Origin of the sequence: Rhodopseudomonas julia (genome assembly GCF_030813515.1) — a bacterium.
Taxonomy (GTDB): domain Bacteria; phylum Pseudomonadota; class Alphaproteobacteria; order Rhizobiales; family Afifellaceae; genus Afifella; species Afifella julia.
The window spans coordinates 998,860-1,021,553 of sequence record NZ_JAUSUK010000002.1; the positions used below are offsets into that span (position 1 = coordinate 998,860).

Here is a 22,694-nt window from a genome sequence, read left to right on the forward strand (position 1 = left end):
ATACCTGACGAAGGGAAGACCAGGATGCGTTCTGGCGTCATCGCAAAAAAACTCGGCATGACCCGGGTCTACACGGAAGCCGGCGAGCAGGTGCCGGTCACCGTTTTGAGGCTCGATAATTGCCAGGTCGTCGCTCAGCGCACAGCGGAGAAGGACGGCTACACGGCCGTGCAGCTCGGTGTCGGGCGCGCCAAGCCGAAGAATACCGTGAAGGCCATGCGCGGCCACTTCGCCAAGGCCGAAGTGGAGCCGAAGCGTAAGGTCGCCGAATTCCGCGTAAGCCCGGAAAACATGATCGAAGTCGGGGCCGAGATTACAGCCGAGCATTTTCTGCCCGGTCAGTATGTCGACGTCACCGGCACCTCGATCGGTAAGGGTTTTGCGGGTGCCATGAAGCGGCACAATTTCGGTGGTCTGCGTGCCACCCACGGCGTGTCCGTGTCGCACCGTTCTCACGGTTCGACCGGTAACCGCCAGGATCCGGGCAAGGTCTTCAAGAACAAGAAGATGGCCGGTCATATGGGCGACACGCGGGTGACGACGCAGAATCTGCAGATCGTCCGCACCGACGCGGAGAAGGGCCTTCTTCTCGTGCGGGGCGCTGTCCCGGGTGCCAAGGGCGGTTGGCTTTTGGTTCGCGACGCGATCAAGAAAGCGGCGCCTGAGGGTGTTCCGACGCCGGCCGCGCTGCGCAAGGCTGATGCTGGTGCTGCCGCAACGCCCGAGACCGCCGAAGGGGGCGCAGAATAATGGAACTTCAAGTCACCACGCTCGCCGGTGAAGCTGCCGGGCAGGTGTCGGTATCGGATGAGGTCTTTGGCCTCGAGCCGCGGCAGGATCTGCTGCAGCGCATGATCCGCTACCAGCTCCTGAAGCGTCAGGCGGGAACGCATAAGGCGAAGGATCGCGGCGAGGTCTCCATGACGACCGCCAAGATGTATCGCCAGAAGGGCACTGGCCGCGCTCGGCACGGTTCGAAAAAGCCTGGTGTGTTTCGCGGCGGCGGCAAGTCGCACGGGCCGGTCGCTCGCAGCCATGCGATCGAGCTGCCGAAGAAGGTTCGCGCTCTTGCTCTGAAGCACGCTCTTTCGGTGCGTGCCCGGACCGAGACGCTGATCGTCATCGATGACGCCAAAGCCGGCGAAGCGAAGACCAAGGGTCTTGCCGCTCAGTTTGCCGAGCTCGGGCTGAGGAGCGTCCTCATTGTGGGCGGCGCTCAGCTCGATGACAATTTCGCCAAGGCGGCTCGCAATCTGCACAATGTCGATGTGCTGCCGGTTCAAGGCATCAACGTCTACGACATCTTGCGTCGCGAGAAGCTGGTTTTGACGAAATCCGCGATCGAGGCGCTGGAGGAGCGGTTCAAATGACCAGCCTCAAACACTACGACACAATCCTGTCGCCGGTGATCACGGAGAAGTCGACCTTTGCGTCTGAGAACAATCAGGTCGTCTTCAAGGTGAAGAAGGATGCCACGAAGCCGGAGATCCGTGCTGCCGTGGAAGAGCTCTTCAAGGTCAAAGTGACGGCGGTGAACACGCTTCTCCGTAAGGGTAAAACCAAGCGGTTCCGCGGCATCAAAGGCCGCCAGAGCGATTTCAAAAAAGCGATCGTGACCCTTCAGGAAGGGCACTCGATCGACGTGACGACGGGTCTTTAAGCGATGGCTTTGAAAACCTTCAATCCGCGTACGCCGGGCCAGCGTCAGCTGGTCATCGTCGACCGCTCGGGCCTCTGGAATGGCAAGCCCGAGAAGAGCTTGACGGAAGGTCTGACGAAGTCGGGCGGGCGCAACAATCTCGGTCGGGCGACAGCGCGTCGGCGTGGCGGTGGTCACAAACGCAGCTATCGCATCATCGATTTCAAGCGTCGCAAGTTCGACGTGCCGGCAACGGTTGAGCGTCTCGAATACGATCCGAACAGATCGGCTTTCATCGCGCTGGTGCGTTACGAGGACGGCGAGCTTTCGTACATTCTCGCGCCGCAGCGTGTGGCCGAGGGCGACACGATCGTTTCGGGCCAGGCAAATGTCGACGTGAAGCCGGGCAACGCCATGCCTTTGCGTGCGATGCCGGTTGGCACGATCGTCCATAACGTCGAGTTGAAGCCGGGCCGTGGCGGCCAGATGGCGCGCTCGGCAGGTGCCTATGCCCAGATCGTCGGACGCGACCAGGGCTATACGGTTCTTCGGCTTGGGTCTGGCGAGCAGCGTCTCGTTCAGGGCGTGTGCATGGCGACAGTCGGCGCCGTCTCCAACCCGGACCATTCCAATGTGAGCCTCGGCAAGGCCGGGCGGTCGCGTTGGCTCGGACGTCGGCCGAGTGTTCGTGGTGTGGCGATGAACCCGATCGACCATCCGCACGGCGGTGGTGAGGGACGCACTTCGGGCGGCCGTCATCCGGTGACGCCCTGGGGCAAGCCGACAAAGGGCAAGCGCACGCGGTCCAACAAGGCATCGCAGAAATACATCGTCCGCTCTCGCCACGCCCGCAAGAAGTAACGGGCCGGCACAGGCAGGATCAGGAGTTCAATCGAAGTGGCACGTTCAGTCTGGAAAGGTCCGTTCTTTGACGGCTTCCTCCTCAAGAAGGCGGAGAAGGCCCGCGAGTCCGGCCGCAAGGAAGTGATCAAGATCTGGAGCCGTCGCTCCACCATTCTCCCGCAGTTCGTCGGGCTCACTTTCGGCGTCCATAACGGGCACAAGCATATCCCTGTGCTCGTGACGGAAGACATGATCGGGCACAAGTTCGGCGAATTCGCTCCGACCCGCACCTATTACGGTCATGCGGCGGACAAGAAGGCGAAGAGGAAGTAACCATGGGTAAGCCCAAGCGTGAGCGGGCGCTCGGCGACAACGAGGCCAAAGCGGTTGCGCGCATGATGCGTATTTCGCCGCAAAAGCTGAACCTGGTTGCCGGCCTCATCCGTGGCAAGAAGGTGTCGACGGCGATCGCCGATCTCACCTTCTCGCGCAAACGCATCGCGATTCAGGTGAAGAAAACCTTGGAGAGCGCGGTTGCGAATGCGGAGAACAATCACGACTTGGACGTCGACAACTTGGTTGTCGCGGAAGCTCACGTCGGCAAGGCGCTCGTGATGAAGCGCTTTTCACCGAGAGCGCGCGGCCGGGTCGGACGTATCACCAAGCCGTTTTCCAATCTCACCATCGTCGTGCGCGAAGTCGAGGACGCGGCCTAAGCGCCGGGGAGTAAGGTATGGGACAGAAAGTCAATCCGATCGGCCTCAGGCTCGGCATCAACAAGACCTGGGATTCTCGCTGGTTCGCCAGTGACGCAGAATACGGGCCCTTGTTGCACGAGGATCTCCGGATCCGCCGCGCTCTGATGGAAGATCTCAAGCAGGCCGCGGTGTCGCGCATCGTGATCGAACGTCCGCACAAAAAGTGCCGCGTGACGATCCAGACGGCGCGTCCGGGCATCGTCATCGGCAAGAAGGGCGCCGATATCGAGAAGCTGCGCCGCAAGGTGGCGCGGATGACCGACTCGGAAGTGCACATCAACATCGTTGAAGTGCGCAAGCCTGAGACCGACGCGGCCTTGATTGCACAGTCGATCGCGCAGCAGCTGGAGCGGCGCGTCGCGTTCCGCCGGGCTATGAAGCGCTCGGTGCAGTCGGCGATGCGTCTTGGCGCCCAGGGTATTCGGATCGCATGCGGTGGTCGTCTCGGCGGCGCTGAGATTGCGCGGGCGGAATGGTATCGCGAAGGTCGCGTTCCGCTGCACACGCTGCGCGCGGACATCGATTTCGGTACGGCCACGGCGCATACCGCCTATGGCACGATCGGTATCAAGGTGTGGGTGTTTAAGGGCGAGATCCTCGAGCACGACCCGTTTGCATCCGAGAAGCGGCTCCTTGAAGGGCCTGATGCCTCGCGCCGTGGCGCGTCGGCCTAAACAAGCCGCGGCTGATCGGACAAGGGAATTGAGAGAAGAACATGCTGCAACCCAAACGCACCAAGTTCCGCAAGGCGCATAAGGGCCGCATCCACGGAGCGGCAAAGGGCGGGACGGATCTGAACTTCGGGTCCTTCGGTCTTAAGGCGATGGAGCCGGAGCGGATTACCGCAAGGCAAATCGAAGCGGCCCGTCGGGCGATCACGCGTCATATGAAGCGTGCCGGCCGAGTATGGATCCGCATTTTCCCGGACGTGCCGGTGTCGTCGAAGCCGACCGAAGTTCGTATGGGTAAAGGCAAGGGCTCGCCGGAATACTGGGCGTGCCGCGTTCATCCGGGCCGCGTTATGTTTGAGATCGACGGTGTCGGCGAGGCGACTGCGCGCGAGGCGCTGCGTCTTGGAGCTGCAAAGCTGCCGGTGAAGACGCGCGTCGTCACCCGGATCGGCGAGTGAGGAAGAGGCCATGAAGGCGAGCGAACTTCATACCAAATCGGTGGACGAGCTTAACGACGAGCTCGGCCGCTTGAAGAAGGAGCAGCTCAATCTGCGCTTCCAGCAGGCATCCGGCCAGCTGGAGAAGACCGCCCGCATCCGCGAGGTCCGCCGCACGATTGCGCGTATCAAAACCATAGCGGCGCAGAAGCATGCCGCCGCGGCGAAGGCTTGAGGAGCGAAGAATGCCGAAACGCGTGTTGCAAGGCACGGTGGTAAGCGACATCTCCGACAAGACGGTCACCGTCGACGTCGAGCGGCGCTTTACACATCCGCTCCTGAAGAAGACGGTCCGTCGGACGAAGAAGTATCAGGCGCATGACCCGAACAATGAGTTCAAGGTCGGCGACGTGATCTTCATCCAGGAGACCCGTCCCATCTCGAAGAACAAGTGCTGGCTGGCGATCGGCCGCGAAGCACCGACCGAATAGCGCACAGAAACAACTGTCGGAACAGCGGTTCCGGATGAAGAACAAGAAGGACGTCGGGCCATGATCCAGATGCAGACCAACCTCGATGTGGCGGACAATTCCGGCGCGCGCCGCGTGCAGTGCATCAAGGTGCTCGGCGGCTCGAAGAGAAAGTACGCACATGTCGGCGACATCATCGTCGTCTCTGTCAAGGAAGCCATTCCGCGCGGTCGCGTGAAGAAGGGCGACGTGATGAAGGCGGTCGTGGTGCGCACCGCGAAGGACATTCGTCGCGCGGACGGCAGCGTCATCCGCTTCGACAAGAATGCGGCTGTGCTGGTGAACAACCAGAAAGAGCCGGTCGGCACGCGTATCTTCGGCCCGGTTCCGCGCGAGCTGCGCGCGAAGAACCACATGAAGATCATCTCGCTGGCACCGGAAGTGCTGTGAAAAGGGTTTGTTGATGGCCGCGAAGATCAAAAAGGGTGATCGGGTCATCGTTCTTGCGGGCAAGGATAAGGGCCGCAAGGGCGAAGTGATCCGGGTGATCCCGAAAGAGAACCGGGCGCTGGTGCGCGGAGTGAATATGATCACTCGCCATCAGCGTCAGACCGCGAGCGAAGAGGGCGGTATCGTGCGCAAGGAAGCGCCGGTGCATCTGTCCAATCTCGCGCTCGAAGACAAAGAGACGGGCGGCCCGACGCGGGTTGGCTTCCGGGTTCTGGAAGACGGCCGCAAGGTCCGCTACGCCAAGCGCTCAGGAGAAACGATCGATGGCTGAGGCTGCTTTCGATATCGACAGCTACTCGCCGCGGCTGCAGGCCCAGTACCGCGACGTGATCGTGCCGAAGCTGAAGGAAGAGTTCGGCTACGCGAATCCGATGGTGGTGCCGCGGCTCGACAAGGTCGTCCTCAATATGGGCGTTGGCGAAGCCGTTGCGGACTCCAAGAAGGTTCAGTCGGCGGCCGAGGATCTTGCCCTGATCGCAGGTCAGAAGCCGGTGATCACGCGGGCGCGGAAGTCGATTGCGACGTTCAAGCTGCGTGAGGGTATGCCGGTCGGCGTCAAGGTGACGCTGCGCCGCGAGCGGATGTTCGAGTTCATCGATCGTCTCGTCAATGTCGCTCTGCCGCGTGTGCGTGACTTCCGTGGCCTTAATCCCAAGAGCTTCGACGGTCGCGGAAACTATGCGCTCGGCATCAAAGAGCACATCGTTTTCCCGGAAGTGAACTACGACAAAGTCGATCAGATCTGGGGCATGGACATCATCGTCTGCACGACAGCGCAGACGGACGATGAGGGGCGGGCGCTCCTCAAGGCATTCAACTTTCCCTTCCGGCAGTAGCAGGCGCGGCCTGCTAGACGCGGTTAGGGCGTGAAGAGGTAAGTATGGCGAAGAAGAGCGCAATCGAGAAGAACCGGCACCGCATGAAGCTCGTGAAGCAGTATGCGGCGAAGCGGGAGGCGCTGAAGGCGCTGGCGGCGGACGAATCGCTGTCGGACCAGGAGCGTTTCGCGGCCCGGCTTAAGCTTGCGAAGCTGCCGCGGAACTCGGCGCCAAGCCGGGTGCGGAACCGCTGCGAGGTGACGGGTCGTCCGCGTGCGTTCTACCGCAAGCTTCAGATGAGCCGTATTGCCCTTCGCGAGCTGGGCAACGAGGGCAAGATCCCCGGCCTCGTCAAGTCGAGCTGGTAGGAGCGATATCATGCTTATCAATGATCCTCTCGGCGATATGCTGACCCGTATCCGCAATGCGCAGGGGCGCCGGCGGACCTCGGTCAGCTCTCCGTCCTCGAAGCTCAGGATGCGAGTGCTCGACGTCTTGCAGGCGGAAGGTTACATTCGCGGCTATTCGGAAGTCGATCACGCCAACGGTATTTCGGAGCTCGAGATCGAGCTGAAGTACAACGAGGGCGAGCCGGTCATCCGCGAGATTCAGCGCGTCTCCACGCCGGGGCGGCGGGTCTACGCGTCTGTGAAATCGATCCCGACCGTTCACAAGGGCTTGGGCGTTTCGATCCTCTCCACGCCGAAAGGTGTCATGGCGGATTATGACGCTCGCGAGCAGAATGTGGGCGGCGAGGTGCTGTGCCGCGTCTTCTAGGCGCGGCTGAAGAAGCGAGTAAGAGATCATGTCGCGAATTGGCAAGAAGCCCGTTACGATCCCGTCCGGCGTGACGGCGTCCGTTGACGGCCACACGGTCAAAGCGAAGGGCCCGAAGGGCGAGCTTTCGGTGGTCCTCGTCGATGACGTCGATGTCGCCATGGATGATGACGGCATCAAAGTCGATCCGGTCAACAAGTCGAAGAAGGCCCGCTCAGCTTGGGGGATGTCCCGTACCTTGGTGCAGAACATCGTTACCGGCGTGAGCCAGGGCTTTGAGAAGCGTCTGGAGATCAACGGCGTTGGCTATCGTGCGCAGGCCCAGGGCCAGGCGCTGAGCCTTTCGCTTGGCTACAGCCACGACGTCACCTATCCGGTGCCGGAAGGTATCCAGATTCAGACGCCGCGTCCGACGGAAATCGTCATCAGCGGTATCGACAAGCAAATGGTCGGCCAGGTGGCCGCAGAAATCCGCGATTGGCGCCCGCCTGAGCCCTATAAGGGCAAGGGTGTCAAATACGCAGAGGAACGTATCTTCCGCAAGGAAGGTAAGAAGAAGTAACGGAGCGCAACGATGGGAACCTCAACGACGCGTCAACGGATGCGCACTGAGCGCCGCAAAGGCCGTGTGCGGGCGGCGCTGAAGCGGGTTGCTTACGGGCGGCCGCGGCTTTCCGTGTTCCGTTCTTCGCAGCACATCTATGTGCAGATCATCGATGACACGCAGGGGCGGACTTTGGTTTCCGCTTCGACCGTGGACAAGGATCTGCGTGAGACGCTGAAGAGCGGCGCGAATGTCCAGGCCGCGACTGCTGTTGGCAAGCTTCTAGCGGAGCGGGCGAAGGCAGCCGGTATTGAAAAGGTGCAGTTTGACCGCGGTGGCTATATCTATCATGGGCGAATCAAGGCCCTGGCGGATGCCGCTCGCGAAGCCGGACTGGACTTTTAGGAATATGAGACAGGTCGTCGGGCCGACCCGGCAGTCGAGCAAACAGACGGACGAAGGTTAAAATGGCGCAAAGAGAACGTTCACAGCGCGGTGGCGGCGGACGCCGGGAGCGCGAGGAGAAGGTCGACAGCGAATTCGTCGACAAGCTCGTGCATATCAACCGCGTCGCCAAGGTCGTGAAGGGCGGTCGGCGCTTTGGTTTCGCCGCCCTCGTCGTGGTTGGCGATCAGCGTGGTCGGGTTGGCTTCGGTCACGGCAAAGCGCGCGAGGTTCCGGAAGCAATTCGCAAAGCCACGGAAGCGGCGAAGCGGTCGATGATCCGGGTTCCGCTGCGCGAAGGCCGGACCTTGCATCACGACATTCACGGTCGTCACGGCGCCGGACGTGTCCTGATGCGCGCGGCTCCGGCCGGTACCGGCATCATCGCCGGCGGTCCGATGCGCGCCGTCTTCGAGACGCTCGGTGTCCATGACGTGGTTGCGAAGTCTCTCGGGACGTCCAACCCGTACAACATGGTGCGTGCGACGTTCGAGGCGCTTAAGAAGCAGGACAGCCCGCGCTCCGTCGCGGCACGTCGCGGCATCAAAGTGTCGACACTGCAGGCTCGTCGCCAGCACGAAGTCGGCAGCGAGGCGCAGGGAGCCTGATCATGGCTGAGAAGACCATCACTGTGGAGCAGACGGGCAGCCCGCTGCGCCGCCCAGGCGTGCAGCGGCAAACGCTGATCGGGCTTGGACTGAACAAGCAGCGTCGTCGGTCCGTTCTGCCTGACAATCCGGCAACCCGCGGCATGATTGCCAAGGTTCAGCATCTCGTTCGCGTCGTCGACGAGAACTGACACAACGATTTCGAATCGGGGCTTAAACCCAATGAAACTCAACGAACTTTCCGATAATCCGGGAGCCGTCAAAGAGCGCAAGCGCGTCGGACGCGGCATCGGGTCGGGCCTCGGCAAGACCGGCGGCCGCGGCGTGAAGGGTCAGACCTCGCGTTCGGGCGTCGCAATCAAGGGCTTCGAGGGCGGCCAGATGCCGCTGCATCGTCGTCTGCCGAAGCGGGGCTTCACCAACATCTTCGCCAAGGACTTCACGGAAGTGAATGTCGGGCGTCTGCAGCAGGCAATCGATGCCGGCAAGCTGGACGCAAAGGCCGACGTGGATGCGGCTGCGCTCAAGGCCGCCGGTGTGATCCGTCGGACCAAGGACGGTGTTCGTATCCTCGGCGATGGCGAGCTCACGGCGAAGTTGACCCTCAAGGTTGCTGGCGCTTCGCGCGCGGCCATTGAGGCTGTGGAGAAGGCTGGCGGCTCGGTCACGATCATCGAGCCTGTCCCGGCCAAATCCCAATCCGGCACGAGCGAAGACGCCTCCGCCTAAGCGAAGACGGCTCCCTGCCTCAACCGCATTCGGAGTTCCAATGGCTTCTGCAGCCGAACAGCTTGCCGCGAATTTGAACTTCGGCGCCTTTTCGAAGGCGACGGAGCTCAAAAAGCGGATCTGGTTCACTCTCGGTGCGCTGCTCGTTTATCGGCTCGGCACGTATATCCCGCTGCCGGGCATCAACATCGAAGCCCTGCAGCAGGCGTTCGAGCAGCAGTCGCAGGGTATCCTGGGCGTCTTCAACATGTTTGCCGGCGGTGCCGTCGGCCGCATGGCGATCTTCGCGCTCGGGATCATGCCCTATATCTCGGCGTCGATCATCATTCAGCTGATGACGACGGTTATCCCGACGCTCGAGACGCTGAAGAAAGAAGGCGAGCAGGGCCGAAAGGTCATCAACCAGTACACGCGGTATCTGACCGTCGTGCTGGCTGCGTTCCAGTCCTATGGCATCGCGGTTGGGCTCGAGGGCTCTTCGAGCGGCATCGTTGCAGATCCGGGCTGGTTCTTCCGGTTTACCGCCGTCGTGACGCTGACCGGTGGCACGATGTTTCTGATGTGGCTCGGCGAGCAAATCACCTCGCGGGGCATCGGCAACGGCATTTCTCTGATCATCTTCTCAGGCATCGTCGCCAATCTGCCGAACGCTTTGGCGGGTACGCTTGAGCTCGGGCGTCAGGGCGCGTTGTCGACGCCGGTGATTTTGACGGTGATGACGCTCGTCGTCGTCGTCATTGCTTTCATCGTGTTCGTCGAGCGTGCGCAGCGGCGATTGATCATTCAGTATCCCAAGCGTCAGATGGGCAACCGGATGTTCCAGGGCGATACCTCGCACCTGCCGCTGAAGCTCAACACCTCGGGCGTCATCCCGCCGATCTTCGCTTCGTCGCTGCTGCTTCTGCCGATCACGGTCGCGAATTTCTCGGCCGGGCAGGGACCGGCCTGGCTCGCCCAGGTGACGGCGATGCTGGGGCGGGGTCAGCCGCTGCATATGGCCATCTACGCGGCGTTGATCATCTTCTTCGCGTTCTTCTACACGGCGATCGTGTTCAATCCGAAAGACACGGCCGACCAGCTGAAGAAGCATGGAGGCTTCATCCCGGGCATCCGCCCAGGCGAGCGCACCGCGGAGTATATCGACTACGTGCTGACGCGGATCACGGTTGCCGGTGCGGCCTACCTCGTCATCGTGTGTCTTCTTCCTGAATTTCTGATCGCAGAGCTCTCTGTGCCGTTCTATTTCGGCGGCACGTCGCTCCTCATCGTTGTCAGTGTGACTATGGATACTGTTTCACAGGTGCAGGGCCATCTGCTCGCGCACCAGTACGAAGGGTTGGTCAAGAAATCGAAGCTGCGCGGGAGCCGGCGTCGATGAGACTGATCATTCTGGGACCTCCCGGAGCCGGGAAGGGCACCCAGGCCCAGCGCCTTGTAGAGAAGCACGGCCTCGTGCAGCTTTCGACCGGTGATATGCTTCGCGGCGCGGCCGCTGCGGGCAGTGACGTCGGCCTCAAGGCGAAGGCCATTATGGACAACGGCAATCTCGTCCCTGACGAGGTTGTCATCAACATCGTGTCTGAGCGGCTCGACGAGCCGGACGTTCAGAAGGGCTTCGTGCTCGACGGCTTCCCGCGGACTTTGCCGCAGGCGGATGCACTTGAAGTTCTGCTCGCGGAAAAGGGCATGCCGCTCGACGGTGTCGTGCTTTTGACCGTCGAAGACGAGGCTCTGGTCGAGCGCGTGGCTGGTCGGTATTCTTGCGCCAAATGTGGCGAGATCTACCACGACAAGACGAAGAAGCCGGCGAAAGAAGGCGTCTGCGACGTTTGCGGCTCGACCGAATTCCGGCGGCGCGACGACGACAACGCGGAAACGATTCGCCGGCGGCTCTCGGCCTATTATCGGGATACGGCACCCCTCGTTGGCTATTACTGGGCGAAGGGAAAGCTCCGTCAGGTCGACGGAATGACGTCTGCAAAAGACGTTGCAGCCGCGATTGAAGACGTTATGGGCGATTTGAAGGGCTGATCTTCTGTCGTTGCGGTTGACGGGCGGCCGCGTAAGGACTATCTCCGGCGCAATCCTGAAGTGCGGATAACGGCGCCGAAGCTCGGATGAAGCTTGGGGCGTCGTTTTTTGGCGTTTCGTCCCGAATAGGTGAAGCCGGGGCGCTCCGCGGATGCGGTCTGCGCCAGACAAAGAGGAGAAAGACGTGGCACGTATTGCTGGCGTCAACATTCCGACCAACAAGCGCGTCGTGATCGCGCTGCAGGCCATCCATGGAATTGGACCGGCCATGGCGCGTGAAATCGCTGAAAAAGCGAACATCGACTTGTCACGTCGCGTCAACGAGCTGTCGGATGCGGAGATCTTGCAGATCCGCGAGGCGATCGACCGCGACTACATCGTCGAGGGCGATCTGCGTCGTGAGGTGGCAATGAACATCAAGCGGCTGATGGATCTCGGCTGCTATCGCGGGCTGCGCCATCGGCGCGGGCTGCCGGTGCGTGGACAGCGTACCCATACCAATGCCCGGACTCGTAAGGGACCGGCCAAGGCAATCGCCGGCAAGAAGAAATAACGCCAAGGAAGGCCTGACTTAGATGGCGAAAGATACCACCAGGGTGCGTCGGCGCGAACGTAAGAACATTACGTCGGGCATTGCTCACGTGAGTTCGACGTTCAACAACACGATGATCACCATCACGGATGTTCAGGGTAACGCGATTTCGTGGTCCTCTGCCGGCGCGATGGGGTTCAAAGGGTCGCGCAAGTCGACGCCCTATGCCGCTCAGATTGCGGCTGAGACTGCTGCCCAGAAGGCGCAGGAGCATGGCATGCGGACGCTCGAGGTCGAGGTTTCCGGCCCAGGGTCCGGCCGCGAATCGGCGCTGCGCGCGCTGCAGGCTGCGGGCTTCACCATTACCTCGATCCGTGACGTGACGCCGATCCCCCATAACGGCTGCCGTCCCCCGAAGCGGCGCCGCGTCTGATCTCGCATTTGAGGTTTATGCGGCTCGCTGATGCGAGTCGCGTCTGCATGCGAGAGCACAAAACGAAAGGTTCGTCCCCGTGGTGATACAAAAGAACTGGCAGGATCTCATTAAGCCGAACAAGCTTGATGTGAAGCACGGGTCCGATGCGAGCCGCATCGCTACCGTCGTCGCAGAACCGCTTGAGCGCGGCTTCGGCCTGACGCTCGGCAATGCGCTGCGTCGCGTGCTGTTGTCGTCGCTGCAGGGTGCGGCGGTGACCAGCTTGCAGATCGATGGCGTGCTGCACGAATTTTCCTCCATCGCCGGCGTTCGGGAAGATGTCACAGACATCGTCCTCAATGTGAAAGAGATCGCCATCAAGATGGAGAGCGAAGGTCCGAAGCGGCTGACGCTCAGGAAGTCCGGCCCGGGCGTGGTCCTGGCTGGCGATATCCAAACTGTCGGCGACATCGAAGTCCTCAATCCTGATCACGTTCTGTGCACGCTCGACGAGGGCGCCGATATCCGCATGGAGCTGACGGTCGATACGGGTAAGGGCTACGTTCCTGCTGATCGGAATCGCCCGGAAGATGCGCCGATCGGGCTCATCCCGGTCGACAGCCTCTATTCGCCGGTCAAGAAGGTGTCCTATCGCGTCGAGAATACGCGCGAAGGCCAGGTGCTCGACTACGACAAGCTGACGTTGTCGCTGGAGACCGACGGTTCGGTTTCGCCGGACGATGCGGTCGCCTACGCTGCGCGGATCCTGCAGGATCAGCTTTCGATCTTCGTCAACTTCGACGAGCCGAAGAAGGAAGAGGTCCACGAGGCTACTCCGGAGCTCGCCTTCAATCCGGCGCTTCTGAAGAAGGTCGACGAGCTCGAGCTTTCGGTTCGTTCGGCCAACTGCTTGAAGAACGACAACATCGTCTATATCGGCGACCTCATTCAGAAGACCGAGGCGGAGATGCTGCGCACTCCGAACTTCGGCCGCAAGTCGCTGAATGAGATCAAGGAGGTTCTCGCCTCCATGGGCCTGCATCTCGGTATGGAAGTGGCCAATTGGCCGCCCGACAATATCGACGATCTCGCCAAACGCTTTGAAGATCAATACTAAGCTTTGATGAACAGCGGCGGGAGCCGCCGTTCGAATGAGGAGACAGGGCCATGCGCCACAGAAAGACCGGCCGTAAGCTGAACCGGACGTCGAGCCATCGTCAGGCGATGTTCGCCAACATGGCAGCGGCGCTCATTCGCCACGAGCAGATCGTGACAACCCTGCCGAAGGCGAAGGAGCTCAGGCCGTTCGTGGAGAAGCTCGTCACGCTTGGAAAGCGCGGCGACCTGCATGCGCGCCGTATCGCGATGTCGCGGCTGCGTGACGAAGAGATGGTCAAGAAGCTCTTCGAGACGATCGGGCCGCGCTACGGCGAGCGCAACGGCGGTTACACGCGCGTGCTCAAAGCTGGGTTCCGTTATGGTGACAGTGCGCCTGTGGGCGTGATCGAATTCGTCGATCGCGACGAGGATGCGCGCGGCGCCGGAGATCGGGCTCGCATGGAAGCGGCCGAGGTCGCGGAAGCTGCGGCGTAAGGCTCGCTGTCCTTCCTGAATTTTGAAAGGGGCCCCTGCGGCCCCTTTTTTGTTGGTTTCGCCGAAACGCGGCCGATCATTGCGTGCGCGACCATAGAATTTCCGGATTTAGCCGTTTCCTGGCTCACTCTTTCGCAAGCGAGAACGAACACGGGCTGCGCCCCGATCGCTCCCGTACCCCGTTGCCATATTGGAGGCTCTCGTGACGTCGTTTCGTCAGTTTCGCCTTGCCTGCTGTGTCCTGCTCGCCTCTGCCGGTTTCTCGAGCGGTATCCTCGTCGCCGTGCCCCCGGCGCATGCCCAGGACGTGCCTCAAAGCCGGGAAGAGATTTCTCTCTCCTTTGCGCCCATTGTGAAGAAAGCTGCACCGGCCGTCGTCAACGTTTATGCGAAGCAGATCGTGCGCACTGCGCCGTCGCCCTTCGCGGACGACCCGTTCTTCCGGCATTTCTTTGGTGATGGGGGAGGCTTCGGCTCACCTTTCGGTGTGCCGCGCGAGCGGGCGCGCAATTCGCTCGGCTCCGGCGTCATTGTCGATGCGTCCGGTCTCGTCGTCACGAACTACCACGTCATTCGCGGCGCCGACGAAGTGAAGGTGGCCTTGTCCGACGGACGCGAGTTCGAAGCCGAGATACTTTTGCGTGACGAGCAGAGCGATCTCGCGGTCCTGAAGATCTCGGACGGCGAGGCAGACTTCCCAACGCTCGCCTTCGCCGATTCGGACGATCTCGAGGTGGGCGATCTCGTGCTCGCGATCGGCAACCCTTTCGGTGTGGGACAGACGGTGACGAGCGGCATCGTTTCGGCGGTGGCACGTACCGAGGTCGGCATCTCCGACATGTCATTCTTCATTCAGACCGATGCGGCGATTAACCCGGGCAATTCCGGTGGCGCATTGATCGATGTGAAGGGGCGCCTCGTCGGCATCAATTCGGCGATCTTTTCGCGCTCCGGTGGGTCGAACGGGATCGGTTTTGCTATTCCCTCCAACATGGCGCAGGCCGTGGCCGCTCAGGCGCTTGCCGGGGGCACGGAAGTGGTGCGGCCGTGGATCGGCGCGACCTTCCAGAAGGTGACGCCTGATATTGCCCGCTCACTTGATCTGCCGCGTCCGCAGGGCGCGCTCGTCGTCAAGGTGTTCGAGGGCTCTCCTGCCGAAAAGGCCGGTCTTGCGGTCGGCGATCTTGTTTTGTCCGCCGATGGCTACGAGGTGGCCAATCCTCGCTCGCTTGAATATCGGCTGACGATCAAGGGCATCGGGGAGACGGAAAAACTCGTCGTCCTTCGCGATGGCGCACAGCAGACCCTGACGGTTTCTCTCGAATCAGCGCCGGAGACGGTGCGGGCCGACGAGCAGCTTCTCGAAGGCTATTCGCCGCTCACCGGCGCGACGGTCGCCAATCTTTCGCCGAGGCTTGCGGAGAGACTGCGGCTGCCGAGCGATCAAGAGGGCGTCGCGGTGACAAAGGTGGAACCGCGTTCACCTGCCGCACAGCTCGGTCTGCAGGCTGGCGATATTGTTGTTGCCGTGCAGGGGCACGCTGTTGAATCGTCTCGCGAACTGAAGCGCATGACGAGCCGAAAGCAGCGCCTGTGGCGGCTTACGATCAACCGCGGCGGTCGGGTGTCGCGGCTTGTTATCGGCGGATGAGGGTCGTTTGTCGGACAATCTCTTTACAGCAGCCGGATTGGAAAAAAGCGCGCCGCAGCCATTGCCCGATCGGCTGCGGCCCAAGAAGCTCGCCGATGTCGTGGGTCAGCCGCATCTGACGGGTGAAGACGGCACGCTCACGCGAATGCTCCGCACTCGTTCGCTCGGCTCTCTGGTCTTCTGGGGGCCGCCAGGTACGGGAAAGACCACGGTCGCGCGGCTTCTGGCTCGCGAAACGGACCTTTATTTCCAGCAGCTTTCAGCGATCTTTTCGGGCGTTGCCGACCTCAAGAAGCATTTCGAGGCGGCGCGAGCCCGCCGGCAGACGGGGCAGGGGACGCTCCTCTTCGTCGACGAAATTCACCGCTTCAATCGCGCCCAGCAGGACAGTTTTCTTCCCGTCATGGAGGACGGGACAGTCACGCTCGTCGGTGCGACCACCGAAAATCCGTCCTTTGAGCTCAATGCGGCGCTCCTCTCTCGGGCTGCTGTTCTGGTGTTTCGTCCGCTCGATGCGGCCGCGCTGGCCAAGCTGGTGGAGCGCGCAGAAAAAGAGGAAGGGCGGAAGTTGCCGCTCGACGAGGAGGCGCGCGGCGTTCTCCTGCGTATGGCCGACGGTGACGGACGGGCGGTCCTCGCGCTGGCGGAAGAGGTCTGGCGCGCAGCGGGAAAGGACGAAACGTTCGATGCAAAGCGCCTGCAGGAGGTTCTGCAGCGGCGGGCGCCGATCTACGACAAGAGCCAGGACGGCCATTACAATCTGATTTCGGCGCTGCATAAATCCGTGCGCGGTTCCGACCCGCAGGCGGCTCTCTACTATCTCGGGCGCATGCTCGATGCGGGCGAAGACCCGATGTATCTGGCCCGGCGCGTCATCCGCATGGCGGTGGAGGATATCGGCCTTGCCGATCCACAGGGGCTCGTGCAGGCGAACGCCGCGAAAGAGGCGTACCACATGCTGGGCACGCCGGAAGGCGAGCTCGCGCTTGCTCAGGCTGTCGTCTATCTGGCGACGGCGCCCAAATCGAATGCTCTCTACAAGGCCTATGGAGCTGCGCGCCGAACGGCCAAGGAGGCCGGCTCGCTTCCTCCTCCAAAGCACATCCTCAACGCCCCGACGAAGCTGATGCAGTCGGAAGGCTATGGGGCCGGCTACGCCTACGATCATGCTCAGGAAGAGGCGTTTTCGGGGCAGGATTATTTTCCCGACGAGCTTGATCGGCAGGAATTTTACGTGCCGACCGGACGGGGTTTCGAAGCGGAGCTCAAACGACGCCTCGATCATTGGGATCGCCTGCGCCGCGAGCGTGCCAAAGACCAAGACGAGACCTGATCGATCGACGGCGAGACGCCAAACGGCGTCGCTTTCGTACCCGAAGTGCTTTTTTTGGGTTTGGGTGGGCATTCGATCGAAGGAATCGACAGGATAATTCGAGAAGGCTGAGAGAGGCGCAGCCGCGCCCATCCGCAAACGCTGCCTCTCCCGTCAAGTGTCTGAGACTGCGAAGAGATCTGTCTGAAACATTGCGCTATCTCGGAGTGCCGTGACGGCAGGTCGGATGCGATTGTCACCAGAAAACGGTCCTGAGGTGGCAAAAATCTGACGTGCCCTTCCTTGACCCTGCGGTGCCGCTTTCTACCTGCTTTTGGGCTTCATAAAGATGTGCGACGGATCCCGCCTTAGAGCGGTGCTTTCGTTCGTCCAACAGACAAACGAGGAGCCATATGAGCGAACAGACGGTGGATCAAACAGGCGATGCGACCGAGGACATACCGACCGACTACGAGGTTGGTCAGGACAACATCCAGGTCTTCGGCCTCGATTTTCACAACCCCGTATTCATCGTGTCAGGGCTGACGATCATTCTGTTCGTTGCTCTCTCCCTTATCTTTCAGGAGGGGGCGGAGAGCTTCTTCACCTGGCTGCGCCCGTTCCTGACGTCGAACCTCGACTGGCTCTTTTTGATAGCCGGAAACGTCTTCGTCCTCTTTTCCCTGTTTTTGATCGTCTCGCCTTTCGGGAAAATTCGGCTGGGCGGTCCTGATGCCAGACCGGAGTACAATTACGCGGGCTGGTTCGCCATGCTCTTCGCTGCGGGCATGGGTATCGGCCTCATGTTCTACGGCGTTTCGGAGCCGCTGACCCATTATAACGCTTCCGTCGCAGCGGATGCCGCGCAAGCCGGGAGCGATGCGCCTTTGATGGGCGCGCCTGGCGATCCCGAAGGCGCGAGGCGGCTCGCGATGGCGGCCACGATCTTCCACTGGGGTCTGCATCCCTGGGCGATCTATGCCGTTGTCGCGCTTGCCCTTGCGCTTTTCAGCTACAACAAGGGCCTGCCTTTAACGATCCGCTCCGCCTTTTATCCGATCTTCGGTGAAGCCGTGTGGGGTTGGCTCGGCCATGTCATCGATACGCTCGCGGTCTTTGCGACGCTCTTCGGACTGGCGACATCGCTCGGTTTCGGTGCGGAACAGGCGCTTGCGGGTCTCAACCACATCTTCGGCATTCCGGACACAGATCCGTGGAAGGTGGGCCTGATCGTCGCCATCACCGGCTGCGCACTCACCTCGGTTGTGGCTGGTCTCGATGCGGGCGTGAAACGGCTGAGCGAGATCAATATGGTCCTCGCCTTCCTTCTCCTCGTTTTCGTGGTGGCCGTGGGTCCGACGCTTGCGATCGTCTCAGGCTTTTTTGAGAACATCGTCGCCTATGCGCGCGACATCATTCCGCTGTCGAACCCGATCGGCCGCAGCGATGACAGTTTCCGCAATGGCTGGACGACTTTCTACTGGGCCTGGTGGATTTCCTGGTCGCCCTTCGTCGGCATGTTCATTGCACGCGTTTCGTATGGGCGGACGGTGCGTGAGTTCATGATCTGCGTCCTCATCATCCCGACGGTCGTCAGCATCTTCTGGATGACGGCCTTTGGCGGAACCGCGATTTCGCAGCTGATGAATGGCTATGAAGGGGCCGTCAGCGCCGAGCTGCCTGTGAAGCTCTTCCTGATGCTGGAGCATCTGCCTCTCGCTTCGATCACGTCGTTCATCGGCATCGTTCTGGTGATTGTCTTCTTCGTGACGTCGTCGGATTCCGGCTCGCTGGTGATCGATACGATCACGGCTGGAGGCAAGGTCGATGCGCCGGTCGCCCAGCGTGTCTTCTGGGCGACCTTCGAGGGACTTGTCGCGATTGCGCTCCTTCTCGGGGGCGGGCTCAAGGCCTTGCAATCGGCAGCTGTCGCCACGGGTTTCCCCTTCGCGCTCATTCTGCTCCTCATGATCTGGTGCATTTATCAGGGATTGAAGGGCGAGCAGCGCGCGCTGATAGAAGCGGAGGAAGCTGAGGTGACGGCCTGACCGGGGAATTTCGAAGTTCCTGGAGAGGGCGCGGTGATCCCGCGCCCTTTTTTGTTGAGGTTCGGGACGCAAAAACGCGTGGTCACTGCGAGGCGGGCTTCATTCGGCCGGCAAAACGCTCTAAGCGCTGCGGTTATGAAGCAGATCCCTATTTCCGCCCGTGACCAGTATTTCGGCCTTCGCGTCAGGCCGACGGCCTTCGTGTCGCGTTCGTCAGGCGCCCCAGTTTTCGGGAGAATATCATGAGCGCGCCGGCTTCCGTCGTCATGCGCCGCGTCGACCGGGACGAATCCGGCATGCGCGTCGATCGTTGGTTCAAGGAGCATTATCCGGGCCTGGGTTTCGGCCATCTGCAGAAGCTTCTTCGCTCCGGCCAGGTGCGTGTGGATGGGGGCCGGGTGAAGACTTCGACCCGCCTGATCGCTGGTCAGGAGGTGCGTGTGCCTCCGCTTGCAACAGGCGATGTGCGCCCGCAGACGAAAGCGACCATCCGTGACCGGCGCGATGTCGATGTGCTCAACGAAGCGCTCCTTTACGAGGACAGTCAGGTCTACGTCTTCAACAAGCCCGCCGGGCTTGCGGTTCAGGGCGGATCTGGCGTCAATCGTCACGTCGACGGGATGCTGGAGGCGCTTCGCGATCGCCAAGGCCGCAAGCCGCGTCTCGTCCATCGTCTCGATCGCGATACGGCAGGCGTGCTTGTCGTGGCCCGCACGCGAAGTGCGGCGGCCTTTTTCGGCAAGGCCTTCAAGGAGCGCGAGAGCCGCAAGTTTTACTGGGCGCTGGTGAAGGGCGTTCCAAAGCCGCCGCAGGGCAAGATTTCGACGTTCCTCGTGCGCGGAGAGGGTGACGACGCTGAGCGTATGCGGGTCGCCCGTCACGGCGAGCGGGGCGCGGATCACGCGCTGTCGCACTATGCCGTTGCCGACCAGGCCGGTTCGCGTTTGTCATGGCTCGTCATGCGGCCGGTGACGGGACGCACGCATCAGCTGAGAGCCCATGCCGCTCATATCGGAAACCCGATTATCGGTGATTCGAAATATTTCGACGTGGAGAACTGGGAGTTGCCGGGCGGCATTCAAAACCGGCTGCATCTCCTTGCGCGGAGAATCATTTTGCCACATCCCACCGGCGGCACTCTCGACGTGACGGCGCCCCTGCCACCGCATATGGCGCAGAGCTGGGCCGTGCTCGGTTTCGACGAGACGGGCGCGGAGGCTGCGGCTGAGGCCGTTTGATTGCGTCGCCGGATTTCGTAGCCCGGATTCGTTCCGGGCACCTTTCATCTGAGGCAGGTTGCGACTATCTCCGCGGCATGAACGGTGATGAAAACTCTATTTTCCCTCTCTCGCGCGAGGGTGACGGCCCGGCCGATGCCCAGGCTAAGGCACGTCAGCACGCGGCAAGAAGCCTGCCAAAGAGATTCTATAAACAGGCCGAAGCTATTGAAACGGAATCAGGTTTTGAGCTTCGGCTAGATGGGCGCCCAGCCCGCACGCCGGGCAAGAAGCCGCTTGCCGTCGCACGCGCGGATCTTGGGCGAAGCCTCGCCGACGAGTGGGAGTCCCAGGGCGAATTCATCGATCCGTTGACGATGCCGCTCACCCGGCTTGCCAATGTGGCGATCGACGGTGTGGCCGACGAAATGCCTGCGGTGCGCGAAGAAGTGGCGGCTTATGCGGGCACCGACCTTCTCTTTTACCGCGCCGGCGAGCCGGAAGCCCTCGTGGCACGGCAGCGCGATGTCTGGGACCCGCTGCTTGCCTGGGCGGAAAGTCGCTTTTCGGTTCGCTTCCGTCTGGTCGAAGGGGTCATGCCGGTCGATCAACCGGAAGAGGGGCTTCAGGCGGTGCGCCAGGCTCTCGAGGCATTTGACGAGCCACTTTCGCTCGCGGCCTTGCACACGGCGACGACGCTGACCGGATCGGCACTCATTGCGCTCGCCCTGGCGGAAGGCGTGATCGACGCCGAGGCTGCCTGGGCGGCCGCGCATGTCGACGAGGATTTCAACATCTCGCAATGGGGTGAGGATTTCGAGGCGAAGGAGCGGCGTGAACGCCGCGGCTCGGAATTTTTCGTGGCTGCGACGGTGCTGCGCGCCTGAGCCGTTCTTCGGCTTCGGCGGCGGAGGCCCTCAGATGCCGGCATACCATTCGTAGCCGCGATCTTCCCAATAGCCGCCTTTGCCACCGCGAATGGAGGCTAGGCTTGTCACGACCTCTATCCCCATGAGGTACTTCGCCATCTTGTAGCCGAGCTGTCGTTCGACGCGCACACGCAGCGGCGCGCCGTTTGCCACCGGCAGCGTTTCATCGTTCAGGCCGTAAGCGAGGATCGTTTGCGGGTGACGTGCATCGATCATGTCGATCGATTCGTAGTATTTTTCGCGACCGAGCGTGTCCGCGCAACGGAACACGACATAGCTGCCGCCGGGTTTGACTCCGGCCTCGTCGAGCACGGCGGCGAGCGGCACACCCGTCCATTTGGCAATGCAGCTCCATCCCTCGACGCAGTCATGCCGCGTGATTTGCGTGCGCGCCGGCATGGCGCGCAGCTCATCGAGAGACAATGATTGCGGCCGCTCGACGAGACCGGTGACGGAAAGACGCCAATCGGCAAAGCCATTTGCGGCCATTCTCCGATAGTCCGGATCGCGCGGGCTGATCGACCCATTCGGACGCTGCGGCTGGATGATCTCGCTTTCGGAATATTCGCGCGCCAGGGCCTCGCGATCGAGCAGGCTACGCTGGGCGGCCATGGTGAGTTCTTCGGCGCGCTCAAGGAAGGCGCGTGCGGAGGAATTCTGGACGATGCGATCGCAACCGGAAAGAAGCGCTGCACCACCGCCGATGGCGGCGGCTCGGATGAGGCGGCGACGCGTCAAGGTGATGGTCATGCGGTCTCCTTGCTCGCCGGGCGCCGCACGCGGTACCGCCCGGTGATGATGGCACGCATTTCGTTGACCGGGCCCGCCGCCAAGACCATGGCGATGTGAACGACAAAGAAGAGGACGAGCAGGCTCATCGTTACGAAATGCAGCGTGCGCGCCGACTGCCGTCCGCCGAAAAGATCGAGAAGCCAGGGCATTGCAGCATCCATCCCCGGCGACATGGCGAGACCGGTGGCGACCATCGCGGGAATGAGCCCGAGGATGACGATGAGGTATGTGAGCTTCTGCAGGATGTTGTAATGCGCCTCTCGTCCGAAGCGGAAGCGGAGGTGATCGCCGATCGTGCGCGGCGCGGTGCGCAGTTCACCCCATTCTGGAATCAGATCGCGGCGGAAATGGCCATTGAAAAGGCTCGCGCAGACATAAGCGAGGCCGCTTGCGACCAGTACCCAGGCGAAAAAGAAATGCACGACCCGACCGGTCGCAAGGTCGCGGTAACTCGGGATGGTTGCCCAGGCGGGAAAGCCACGGGCGACAAGCGCTTCGCTGCCTTCGCGGGAGGCCCCCAGAAAGCCCGTCGTGTCGAAATCCATGCTGCCGATTTCCGTCAGTCCTCTTAGGCTGCCATCACCCGTCCGCTCGGCGGTCATGGACAGGAGAGGGGCGGAGAAGTTCGACTGGGCGCCAAGATAGAGCGCGGGATGGGCGTTGAAGATCTGCAGGCCGCTCGCGAGAAGGAAGAAGAGGCAGAAAGCGTTGAGCCAGTGCCAGATTCGCGTTGCCCACCTGTGCCGATAGACGACTTCCGTTTGCGTCTCGGCCTGGTCGGACATCGGTGCATTCCCTCCTTGGTGGCCGTCAATATAGCGTGCGTCGTCGCCCGAAATGTCACGAAGCGGTCATGCCACTTCACATCAACGCTAGATTCGCATTCGTTCGCTCTCAACAAACGGCGTCGATTGGCGTAGGCGGTT

33 protein-coding genes are annotated in these 22,694 nt (G+C 61.6%); 31 read left to right on the top strand and 2 right to left on the bottom strand.

Going from position 1 to position 22,694, the window contains the following annotated elements; all coding sequences use genetic code 11:
• Positions 1–24: 24 nt before the first annotated feature.
• From rplC to J2R99_RS14080, 31 genes are all read left to right on the top strand, one after another.
• Complete coding sequence (gene rplC, locus J2R99_RS13930) at positions 25–750, top strand: 50S ribosomal protein L3 (RefSeq protein WP_307155032.1); 726 nt, start codon at positions 25–27, stop codon at positions 748–750.
• Positions 750–1,370 carry a 50S ribosomal protein L4 gene (gene rplD / locus J2R99_RS13935; RefSeq protein WP_307155033.1) on the top strand — a complete coding sequence of 207 codons (621 nt, stop codon included), beginning with the start codon at positions 750–752 and terminating at the stop codon, positions 1,368–1,370. The genes rplC and rplD overlap by 1 nt, the downstream gene beginning before the upstream one ends.
• Positions 1,367–1,660, top strand: a complete 294-nt coding sequence (locus J2R99_RS13940) for a 50S ribosomal protein L23 (protein WP_307155034.1) — start codon at positions 1,367–1,369, stop codon at positions 1,658–1,660. The genes rplD and J2R99_RS13940 overlap by 4 nt, the downstream gene beginning before the upstream one ends.
• Before the next feature lie 3 nt (positions 1,661–1,663).
• On the top strand, positions 1,664–2,500 hold the full coding sequence (gene rplB, locus J2R99_RS13945; RefSeq protein ID WP_307155035.1) for a 50S ribosomal protein L2: 837 nt from the start codon (positions 1,664–1,666) through the stop codon (positions 2,498–2,500).
• Between the two features lie 36 nt (positions 2,501–2,536).
• Positions 2,537–2,815: a 30S ribosomal protein S19 gene (rpsS, locus tag J2R99_RS13950; RefSeq protein ID WP_092816569.1), complete on the top strand. Its 279-nt coding sequence runs from the start codon at positions 2,537–2,539 to the stop codon at positions 2,813–2,815.
• A 2-nt stretch (positions 2,816–2,817) separates the two neighbouring features.
• Positions 2,818–3,198: a 50S ribosomal protein L22 gene (gene rplV, locus J2R99_RS13955; RefSeq protein WP_092816571.1), complete on the top strand. Its 381-nt coding sequence runs from the start codon at positions 2,818–2,820 to the stop codon at positions 3,196–3,198.
• A 17-nt stretch (positions 3,199–3,215) separates the two neighbouring features.
• Positions 3,216–3,914, top strand: a complete 699-nt coding sequence (rpsC, locus tag J2R99_RS13960) for a 30S ribosomal protein S3 (RefSeq protein ID WP_307155036.1) — start codon at positions 3,216–3,218, stop codon at positions 3,912–3,914.
• Positions 3,915–3,955: 41 nt separating this feature from the next.
• The gene (rplP, locus tag J2R99_RS13965) at positions 3,956–4,369 is read left to right on the top strand and encodes a 50S ribosomal protein L16 (RefSeq protein WP_092816575.1); all 414 of its coding nucleotides are present in this window, start codon (positions 3,956–3,958) and stop codon (positions 4,367–4,369) included.
• Positions 4,370–4,379: 10 nt separating this feature from the next.
• Entirely contained in the window at positions 4,380–4,583 is a 204-nt protein-coding gene (gene rpmC / locus J2R99_RS13970) for a 50S ribosomal protein L29 (RefSeq protein WP_307155037.1), read from the top strand.
• A 10-nt stretch (positions 4,584–4,593) separates the two neighbouring features.
• On the top strand, positions 4,594–4,839 hold the full coding sequence (gene rpsQ, locus J2R99_RS13975; RefSeq protein WP_092816579.1) for a 30S ribosomal protein S17: 246 nt from the start codon (positions 4,594–4,596) through the stop codon (positions 4,837–4,839).
• Positions 4,840–4,899: 60 nt separating this feature from the next.
• On the top strand, positions 4,900–5,268 hold the full coding sequence (gene rplN, locus J2R99_RS13980) for a 50S ribosomal protein L14 (protein WP_092816581.1): 369 nt from the start codon (positions 4,900–4,902) through the stop codon (positions 5,266–5,268).
• 13 nt (positions 5,269–5,281) lie between these two features.
• Positions 5,282–5,599: a 50S ribosomal protein L24 gene (gene rplX, locus J2R99_RS13985; protein WP_092816583.1), complete on the top strand. Its 318-nt coding sequence runs from the start codon at positions 5,282–5,284 to the stop codon at positions 5,597–5,599.
• Positions 5,592–6,164, top strand: coding sequence for a 50S ribosomal protein L5 (gene rplE / locus J2R99_RS13990; RefSeq protein WP_307155038.1), 573 nt, complete (start codon positions 5,592–5,594; stop codon positions 6,162–6,164). The genes rplX and rplE overlap by 8 nt, the downstream gene beginning before the upstream one ends.
• Positions 6,165–6,208: 44 nt before the next feature.
• Positions 6,209–6,514: a 30S ribosomal protein S14 gene (gene rpsN, locus J2R99_RS13995; RefSeq protein WP_092816586.1), complete on the top strand. Its 306-nt coding sequence runs from the start codon at positions 6,209–6,211 to the stop codon at positions 6,512–6,514.
• Positions 6,515–6,524: 10 nt separating this feature from the next.
• Entirely contained in the window at positions 6,525–6,923 is a 399-nt protein-coding gene (rpsH, locus tag J2R99_RS14000; RefSeq protein ID WP_092816588.1) for a 30S ribosomal protein S8, read from the top strand.
• Positions 6,924–6,951: 28 nt separating this feature from the next.
• On the top strand, positions 6,952–7,485 hold the full coding sequence (gene rplF, locus J2R99_RS14005; protein WP_307155039.1) for a 50S ribosomal protein L6: 534 nt from the start codon (positions 6,952–6,954) through the stop codon (positions 7,483–7,485).
• Between the two features lie 39 nt (positions 7,486–7,524).
• Positions 7,525–7,872: a 50S ribosomal protein L18 gene (gene rplR, locus J2R99_RS14010; RefSeq protein ID WP_307155719.1), complete on the top strand. Its 348-nt coding sequence runs from the start codon at positions 7,525–7,527 to the stop codon at positions 7,870–7,872.
• A 62-nt stretch (positions 7,873–7,934) separates the two neighbouring features.
• The gene (gene rpsE / locus J2R99_RS14015; RefSeq protein WP_092816594.1) at positions 7,935–8,519 is read left to right on the top strand and encodes a 30S ribosomal protein S5; all 585 of its coding nucleotides are present in this window, start codon (positions 7,935–7,937) and stop codon (positions 8,517–8,519) included.
• A 2-nt stretch (positions 8,520–8,521) separates the two neighbouring features.
• Positions 8,522–8,710 carry a 50S ribosomal protein L30 gene (gene rpmD / locus J2R99_RS14020; protein WP_170130574.1) on the top strand — a complete coding sequence of 63 codons (189 nt, stop codon included), beginning with the start codon at positions 8,522–8,524 and terminating at the stop codon, positions 8,708–8,710.
• Between the two features lie 31 nt (positions 8,711–8,741).
• Entirely contained in the window at positions 8,742–9,248 is a 507-nt protein-coding gene (gene rplO / locus J2R99_RS14025; RefSeq protein ID WP_307155041.1) for a 50S ribosomal protein L15, read from the top strand.
• Positions 9,249–9,288: 40 nt separating this feature from the next.
• Entirely contained in the window at positions 9,289–10,626 is a 1,338-nt protein-coding gene (secY, locus tag J2R99_RS14030; RefSeq protein WP_307155042.1) for a preprotein translocase subunit SecY, read from the top strand.
• Positions 10,623–11,279 (top strand): adenylate kinase, encoded by a 657-nt coding sequence (locus tag J2R99_RS14035; RefSeq protein ID WP_307155043.1) that lies wholly within the window; start codon positions 10,623–10,625, stop codon positions 11,277–11,279. Before secY ends, J2R99_RS14035 begins: the two co-directional genes overlap by 4 nt.
• Before the next feature lie 184 nt (positions 11,280–11,463).
• On the top strand, positions 11,464–11,832 hold the full coding sequence (rpsM, locus tag J2R99_RS14040; protein WP_092816613.1) for a 30S ribosomal protein S13: 369 nt from the start codon (positions 11,464–11,466) through the stop codon (positions 11,830–11,832).
• A gap of 22 nt (positions 11,833–11,854) precedes the next feature.
• Positions 11,855–12,244: a 30S ribosomal protein S11 gene (gene rpsK, locus J2R99_RS14045; RefSeq protein ID WP_307155044.1), complete on the top strand. Its 390-nt coding sequence runs from the start codon at positions 11,855–11,857 to the stop codon at positions 12,242–12,244.
• A gap of 82 nt (positions 12,245–12,326) precedes the next feature.
• Positions 12,327–13,343 carry a DNA-directed RNA polymerase subunit alpha gene (locus tag J2R99_RS14050; protein ID WP_307155720.1) on the top strand — a complete coding sequence of 339 codons (1,017 nt, stop codon included), beginning with the start codon at positions 12,327–12,329 and terminating at the stop codon, positions 13,341–13,343.
• A 50-nt stretch (positions 13,344–13,393) separates the two neighbouring features.
• A complete protein-coding gene (gene rplQ / locus J2R99_RS14055; RefSeq protein WP_307155045.1) occupies positions 13,394–13,819 on the top strand; it encodes a 50S ribosomal protein L17 in 426 nt (141 codons plus the stop codon).
• A 202-nt stretch (positions 13,820–14,021) separates the two neighbouring features.
• Entirely contained in the window at positions 14,022–15,470 is a 1,449-nt protein-coding gene (locus J2R99_RS14060; protein ID WP_307155046.1) for a DegQ family serine endoprotease, read from the top strand.
• A 7-nt stretch (positions 15,471–15,477) separates the two neighbouring features.
• Positions 15,478–16,803, top strand: a complete 1,326-nt coding sequence (locus tag J2R99_RS14065; RefSeq protein WP_307155047.1) for a replication-associated recombination protein A — start codon at positions 15,478–15,480, stop codon at positions 16,801–16,803.
• A 392-nt stretch (positions 16,804–17,195) separates the two neighbouring features.
• The gene (locus J2R99_RS14070; protein WP_307155048.1) at positions 17,196–18,830 is read left to right on the top strand and encodes a BCCT family transporter; all 1,635 of its coding nucleotides are present in this window, start codon (positions 17,196–17,198) and stop codon (positions 18,828–18,830) included.
• A gap of 242 nt (positions 18,831–19,072) precedes the next feature.
• Positions 19,073–20,068 (top strand): RluA family pseudouridine synthase, encoded by a 996-nt coding sequence (locus J2R99_RS14075; RefSeq protein ID WP_307155049.1) that lies wholly within the window; start codon positions 19,073–19,075, stop codon positions 20,066–20,068.
• Positions 20,069–20,145: 77 nt separating this feature from the next.
• Positions 20,146–20,934: an ATP12 family chaperone protein gene (locus tag J2R99_RS14080; RefSeq protein ID WP_307155050.1), complete on the top strand. Its 789-nt coding sequence runs from the start codon at positions 20,146–20,148 to the stop codon at positions 20,932–20,934.
• 30 nt (positions 20,935–20,964) lie between these two features.
• Here J2R99_RS14080 and J2R99_RS14085 read toward each other — a convergent pair whose 3' ends face one another.
• Positions 20,965–21,726, bottom strand: a complete 762-nt coding sequence (locus J2R99_RS14085) for a molybdopterin-binding protein (protein ID WP_307155051.1) — start codon at positions 21,724–21,726, stop codon at positions 20,965–20,967.
• Positions 21,723–22,553 carry a cytochrome b/b6 domain-containing protein gene (locus J2R99_RS14090; RefSeq protein ID WP_307155052.1) on the bottom strand — a complete coding sequence of 277 codons (831 nt, stop codon included), beginning with the start codon at positions 22,551–22,553 and terminating at the stop codon, positions 21,723–21,725. Before J2R99_RS14090 ends, J2R99_RS14085 begins: the two co-directional genes overlap by 4 nt.
• Between the last annotated feature and the right edge of the window lie 141 nt (positions 22,554–22,694).

What these genes read in the sequence shown, in the direction of transcription:
- rplC (WP_307155032.1), top strand. Translation starts at nt 25, where the DNA reads ATGCGTTCTGGCGTCATCGCAAAAAAACTCGGCATGACCCGGGTCTAC.
- rplD (WP_307155033.1), top strand. Translation starts at nt 750, where the DNA reads ATGGAACTTCAAGTCACCACGCTCGCCGGTGAAGCTGCCGGGCAGGTG.
- J2R99_RS13940 (WP_307155034.1), top strand. Translation starts at nt 1,367, where the DNA reads ATGACCAGCCTCAAACACTACGACACAATCCTGTCGCCGGTGATCACG.
- rplB (WP_307155035.1), top strand. Translation starts at nt 1,664, where the DNA reads ATGGCTTTGAAAACCTTCAATCCGCGTACGCCGGGCCAGCGTCAGCTG.
- rplV (WP_092816571.1), top strand. Translation starts at nt 2,818, where the DNA reads ATGGGTAAGCCCAAGCGTGAGCGGGCGCTCGGCGACAACGAGGCCAAA.
- rpsC (WP_307155036.1), top strand. Translation starts at nt 3,216, where the DNA reads ATGGGACAGAAAGTCAATCCGATCGGCCTCAGGCTCGGCATCAACAAG.
- rplP (WP_092816575.1), top strand. Translation starts at nt 3,956, where the DNA reads ATGCTGCAACCCAAACGCACCAAGTTCCGCAAGGCGCATAAGGGCCGC.
- rpmC (WP_307155037.1), top strand. Translation starts at nt 4,380, where the DNA reads ATGAAGGCGAGCGAACTTCATACCAAATCGGTGGACGAGCTTAACGAC.
- rpsQ (WP_092816579.1), top strand. Translation starts at nt 4,594, where the DNA reads ATGCCGAAACGCGTGTTGCAAGGCACGGTGGTAAGCGACATCTCCGAC.
- rplN (WP_092816581.1), top strand. Translation starts at nt 4,900, where the DNA reads ATGATCCAGATGCAGACCAACCTCGATGTGGCGGACAATTCCGGCGCG.
- rplX (WP_092816583.1), top strand. Translation starts at nt 5,282, where the DNA reads ATGGCCGCGAAGATCAAAAAGGGTGATCGGGTCATCGTTCTTGCGGGC.
- rplE (WP_307155038.1), top strand. Translation starts at nt 5,592, where the DNA reads ATGGCTGAGGCTGCTTTCGATATCGACAGCTACTCGCCGCGGCTGCAG.
- rpsN (WP_092816586.1), top strand. Translation starts at nt 6,209, where the DNA reads ATGGCGAAGAAGAGCGCAATCGAGAAGAACCGGCACCGCATGAAGCTC.
- rpsH (WP_092816588.1), top strand. Translation starts at nt 6,525, where the DNA reads ATGCTTATCAATGATCCTCTCGGCGATATGCTGACCCGTATCCGCAAT.
- rplF (WP_307155039.1), top strand. Translation starts at nt 6,952, where the DNA reads ATGTCGCGAATTGGCAAGAAGCCCGTTACGATCCCGTCCGGCGTGACG.
- rplR (WP_307155719.1), top strand. Translation starts at nt 7,525, where the DNA reads ATGCGCACTGAGCGCCGCAAAGGCCGTGTGCGGGCGGCGCTGAAGCGG.
- rpsE (WP_092816594.1), top strand. Translation starts at nt 7,935, where the DNA reads ATGGCGCAAAGAGAACGTTCACAGCGCGGTGGCGGCGGACGCCGGGAG.
- rpmD (WP_170130574.1), top strand. Translation starts at nt 8,522, where the DNA reads ATGGCTGAGAAGACCATCACTGTGGAGCAGACGGGCAGCCCGCTGCGC.
- rplO (WP_307155041.1), top strand. Translation starts at nt 8,742, where the DNA reads ATGAAACTCAACGAACTTTCCGATAATCCGGGAGCCGTCAAAGAGCGC.
- secY (WP_307155042.1), top strand. Translation starts at nt 9,289, where the DNA reads ATGGCTTCTGCAGCCGAACAGCTTGCCGCGAATTTGAACTTCGGCGCC.
- J2R99_RS14035 (WP_307155043.1), top strand. Translation starts at nt 10,623, where the DNA reads ATGAGACTGATCATTCTGGGACCTCCCGGAGCCGGGAAGGGCACCCAG.
- rpsK (WP_307155044.1), top strand. Translation starts at nt 11,855, where the DNA reads ATGGCGAAAGATACCACCAGGGTGCGTCGGCGCGAACGTAAGAACATT.
- rplQ (WP_307155045.1), top strand. Translation starts at nt 13,394, where the DNA reads ATGCGCCACAGAAAGACCGGCCGTAAGCTGAACCGGACGTCGAGCCAT.
- J2R99_RS14070 (WP_307155048.1), top strand. Translation starts at nt 17,196, where the DNA reads ATGAGCGAACAGACGGTGGATCAAACAGGCGATGCGACCGAGGACATA.
- J2R99_RS14075 (WP_307155049.1), top strand. Translation starts at nt 19,073, where the DNA reads ATGAGCGCGCCGGCTTCCGTCGTCATGCGCCGCGTCGACCGGGACGAA.
- J2R99_RS14080 (WP_307155050.1), top strand. Translation starts at nt 20,146, where the DNA reads ATGAACGGTGATGAAAACTCTATTTTCCCTCTCTCGCGCGAGGGTGAC.
- J2R99_RS14085 (WP_307155051.1), bottom strand. Translation starts at nt 21,726, where the DNA reads ATGACCATCACCTTGACGCGTCGCCGCCTCATCCGAGCCGCCGCCATC.
- J2R99_RS14090 (WP_307155052.1), bottom strand. Translation starts at nt 22,553, where the DNA reads ATGTCCGACCAGGCCGAGACGCAAACGGAAGTCGTCTATCGGCACAGG.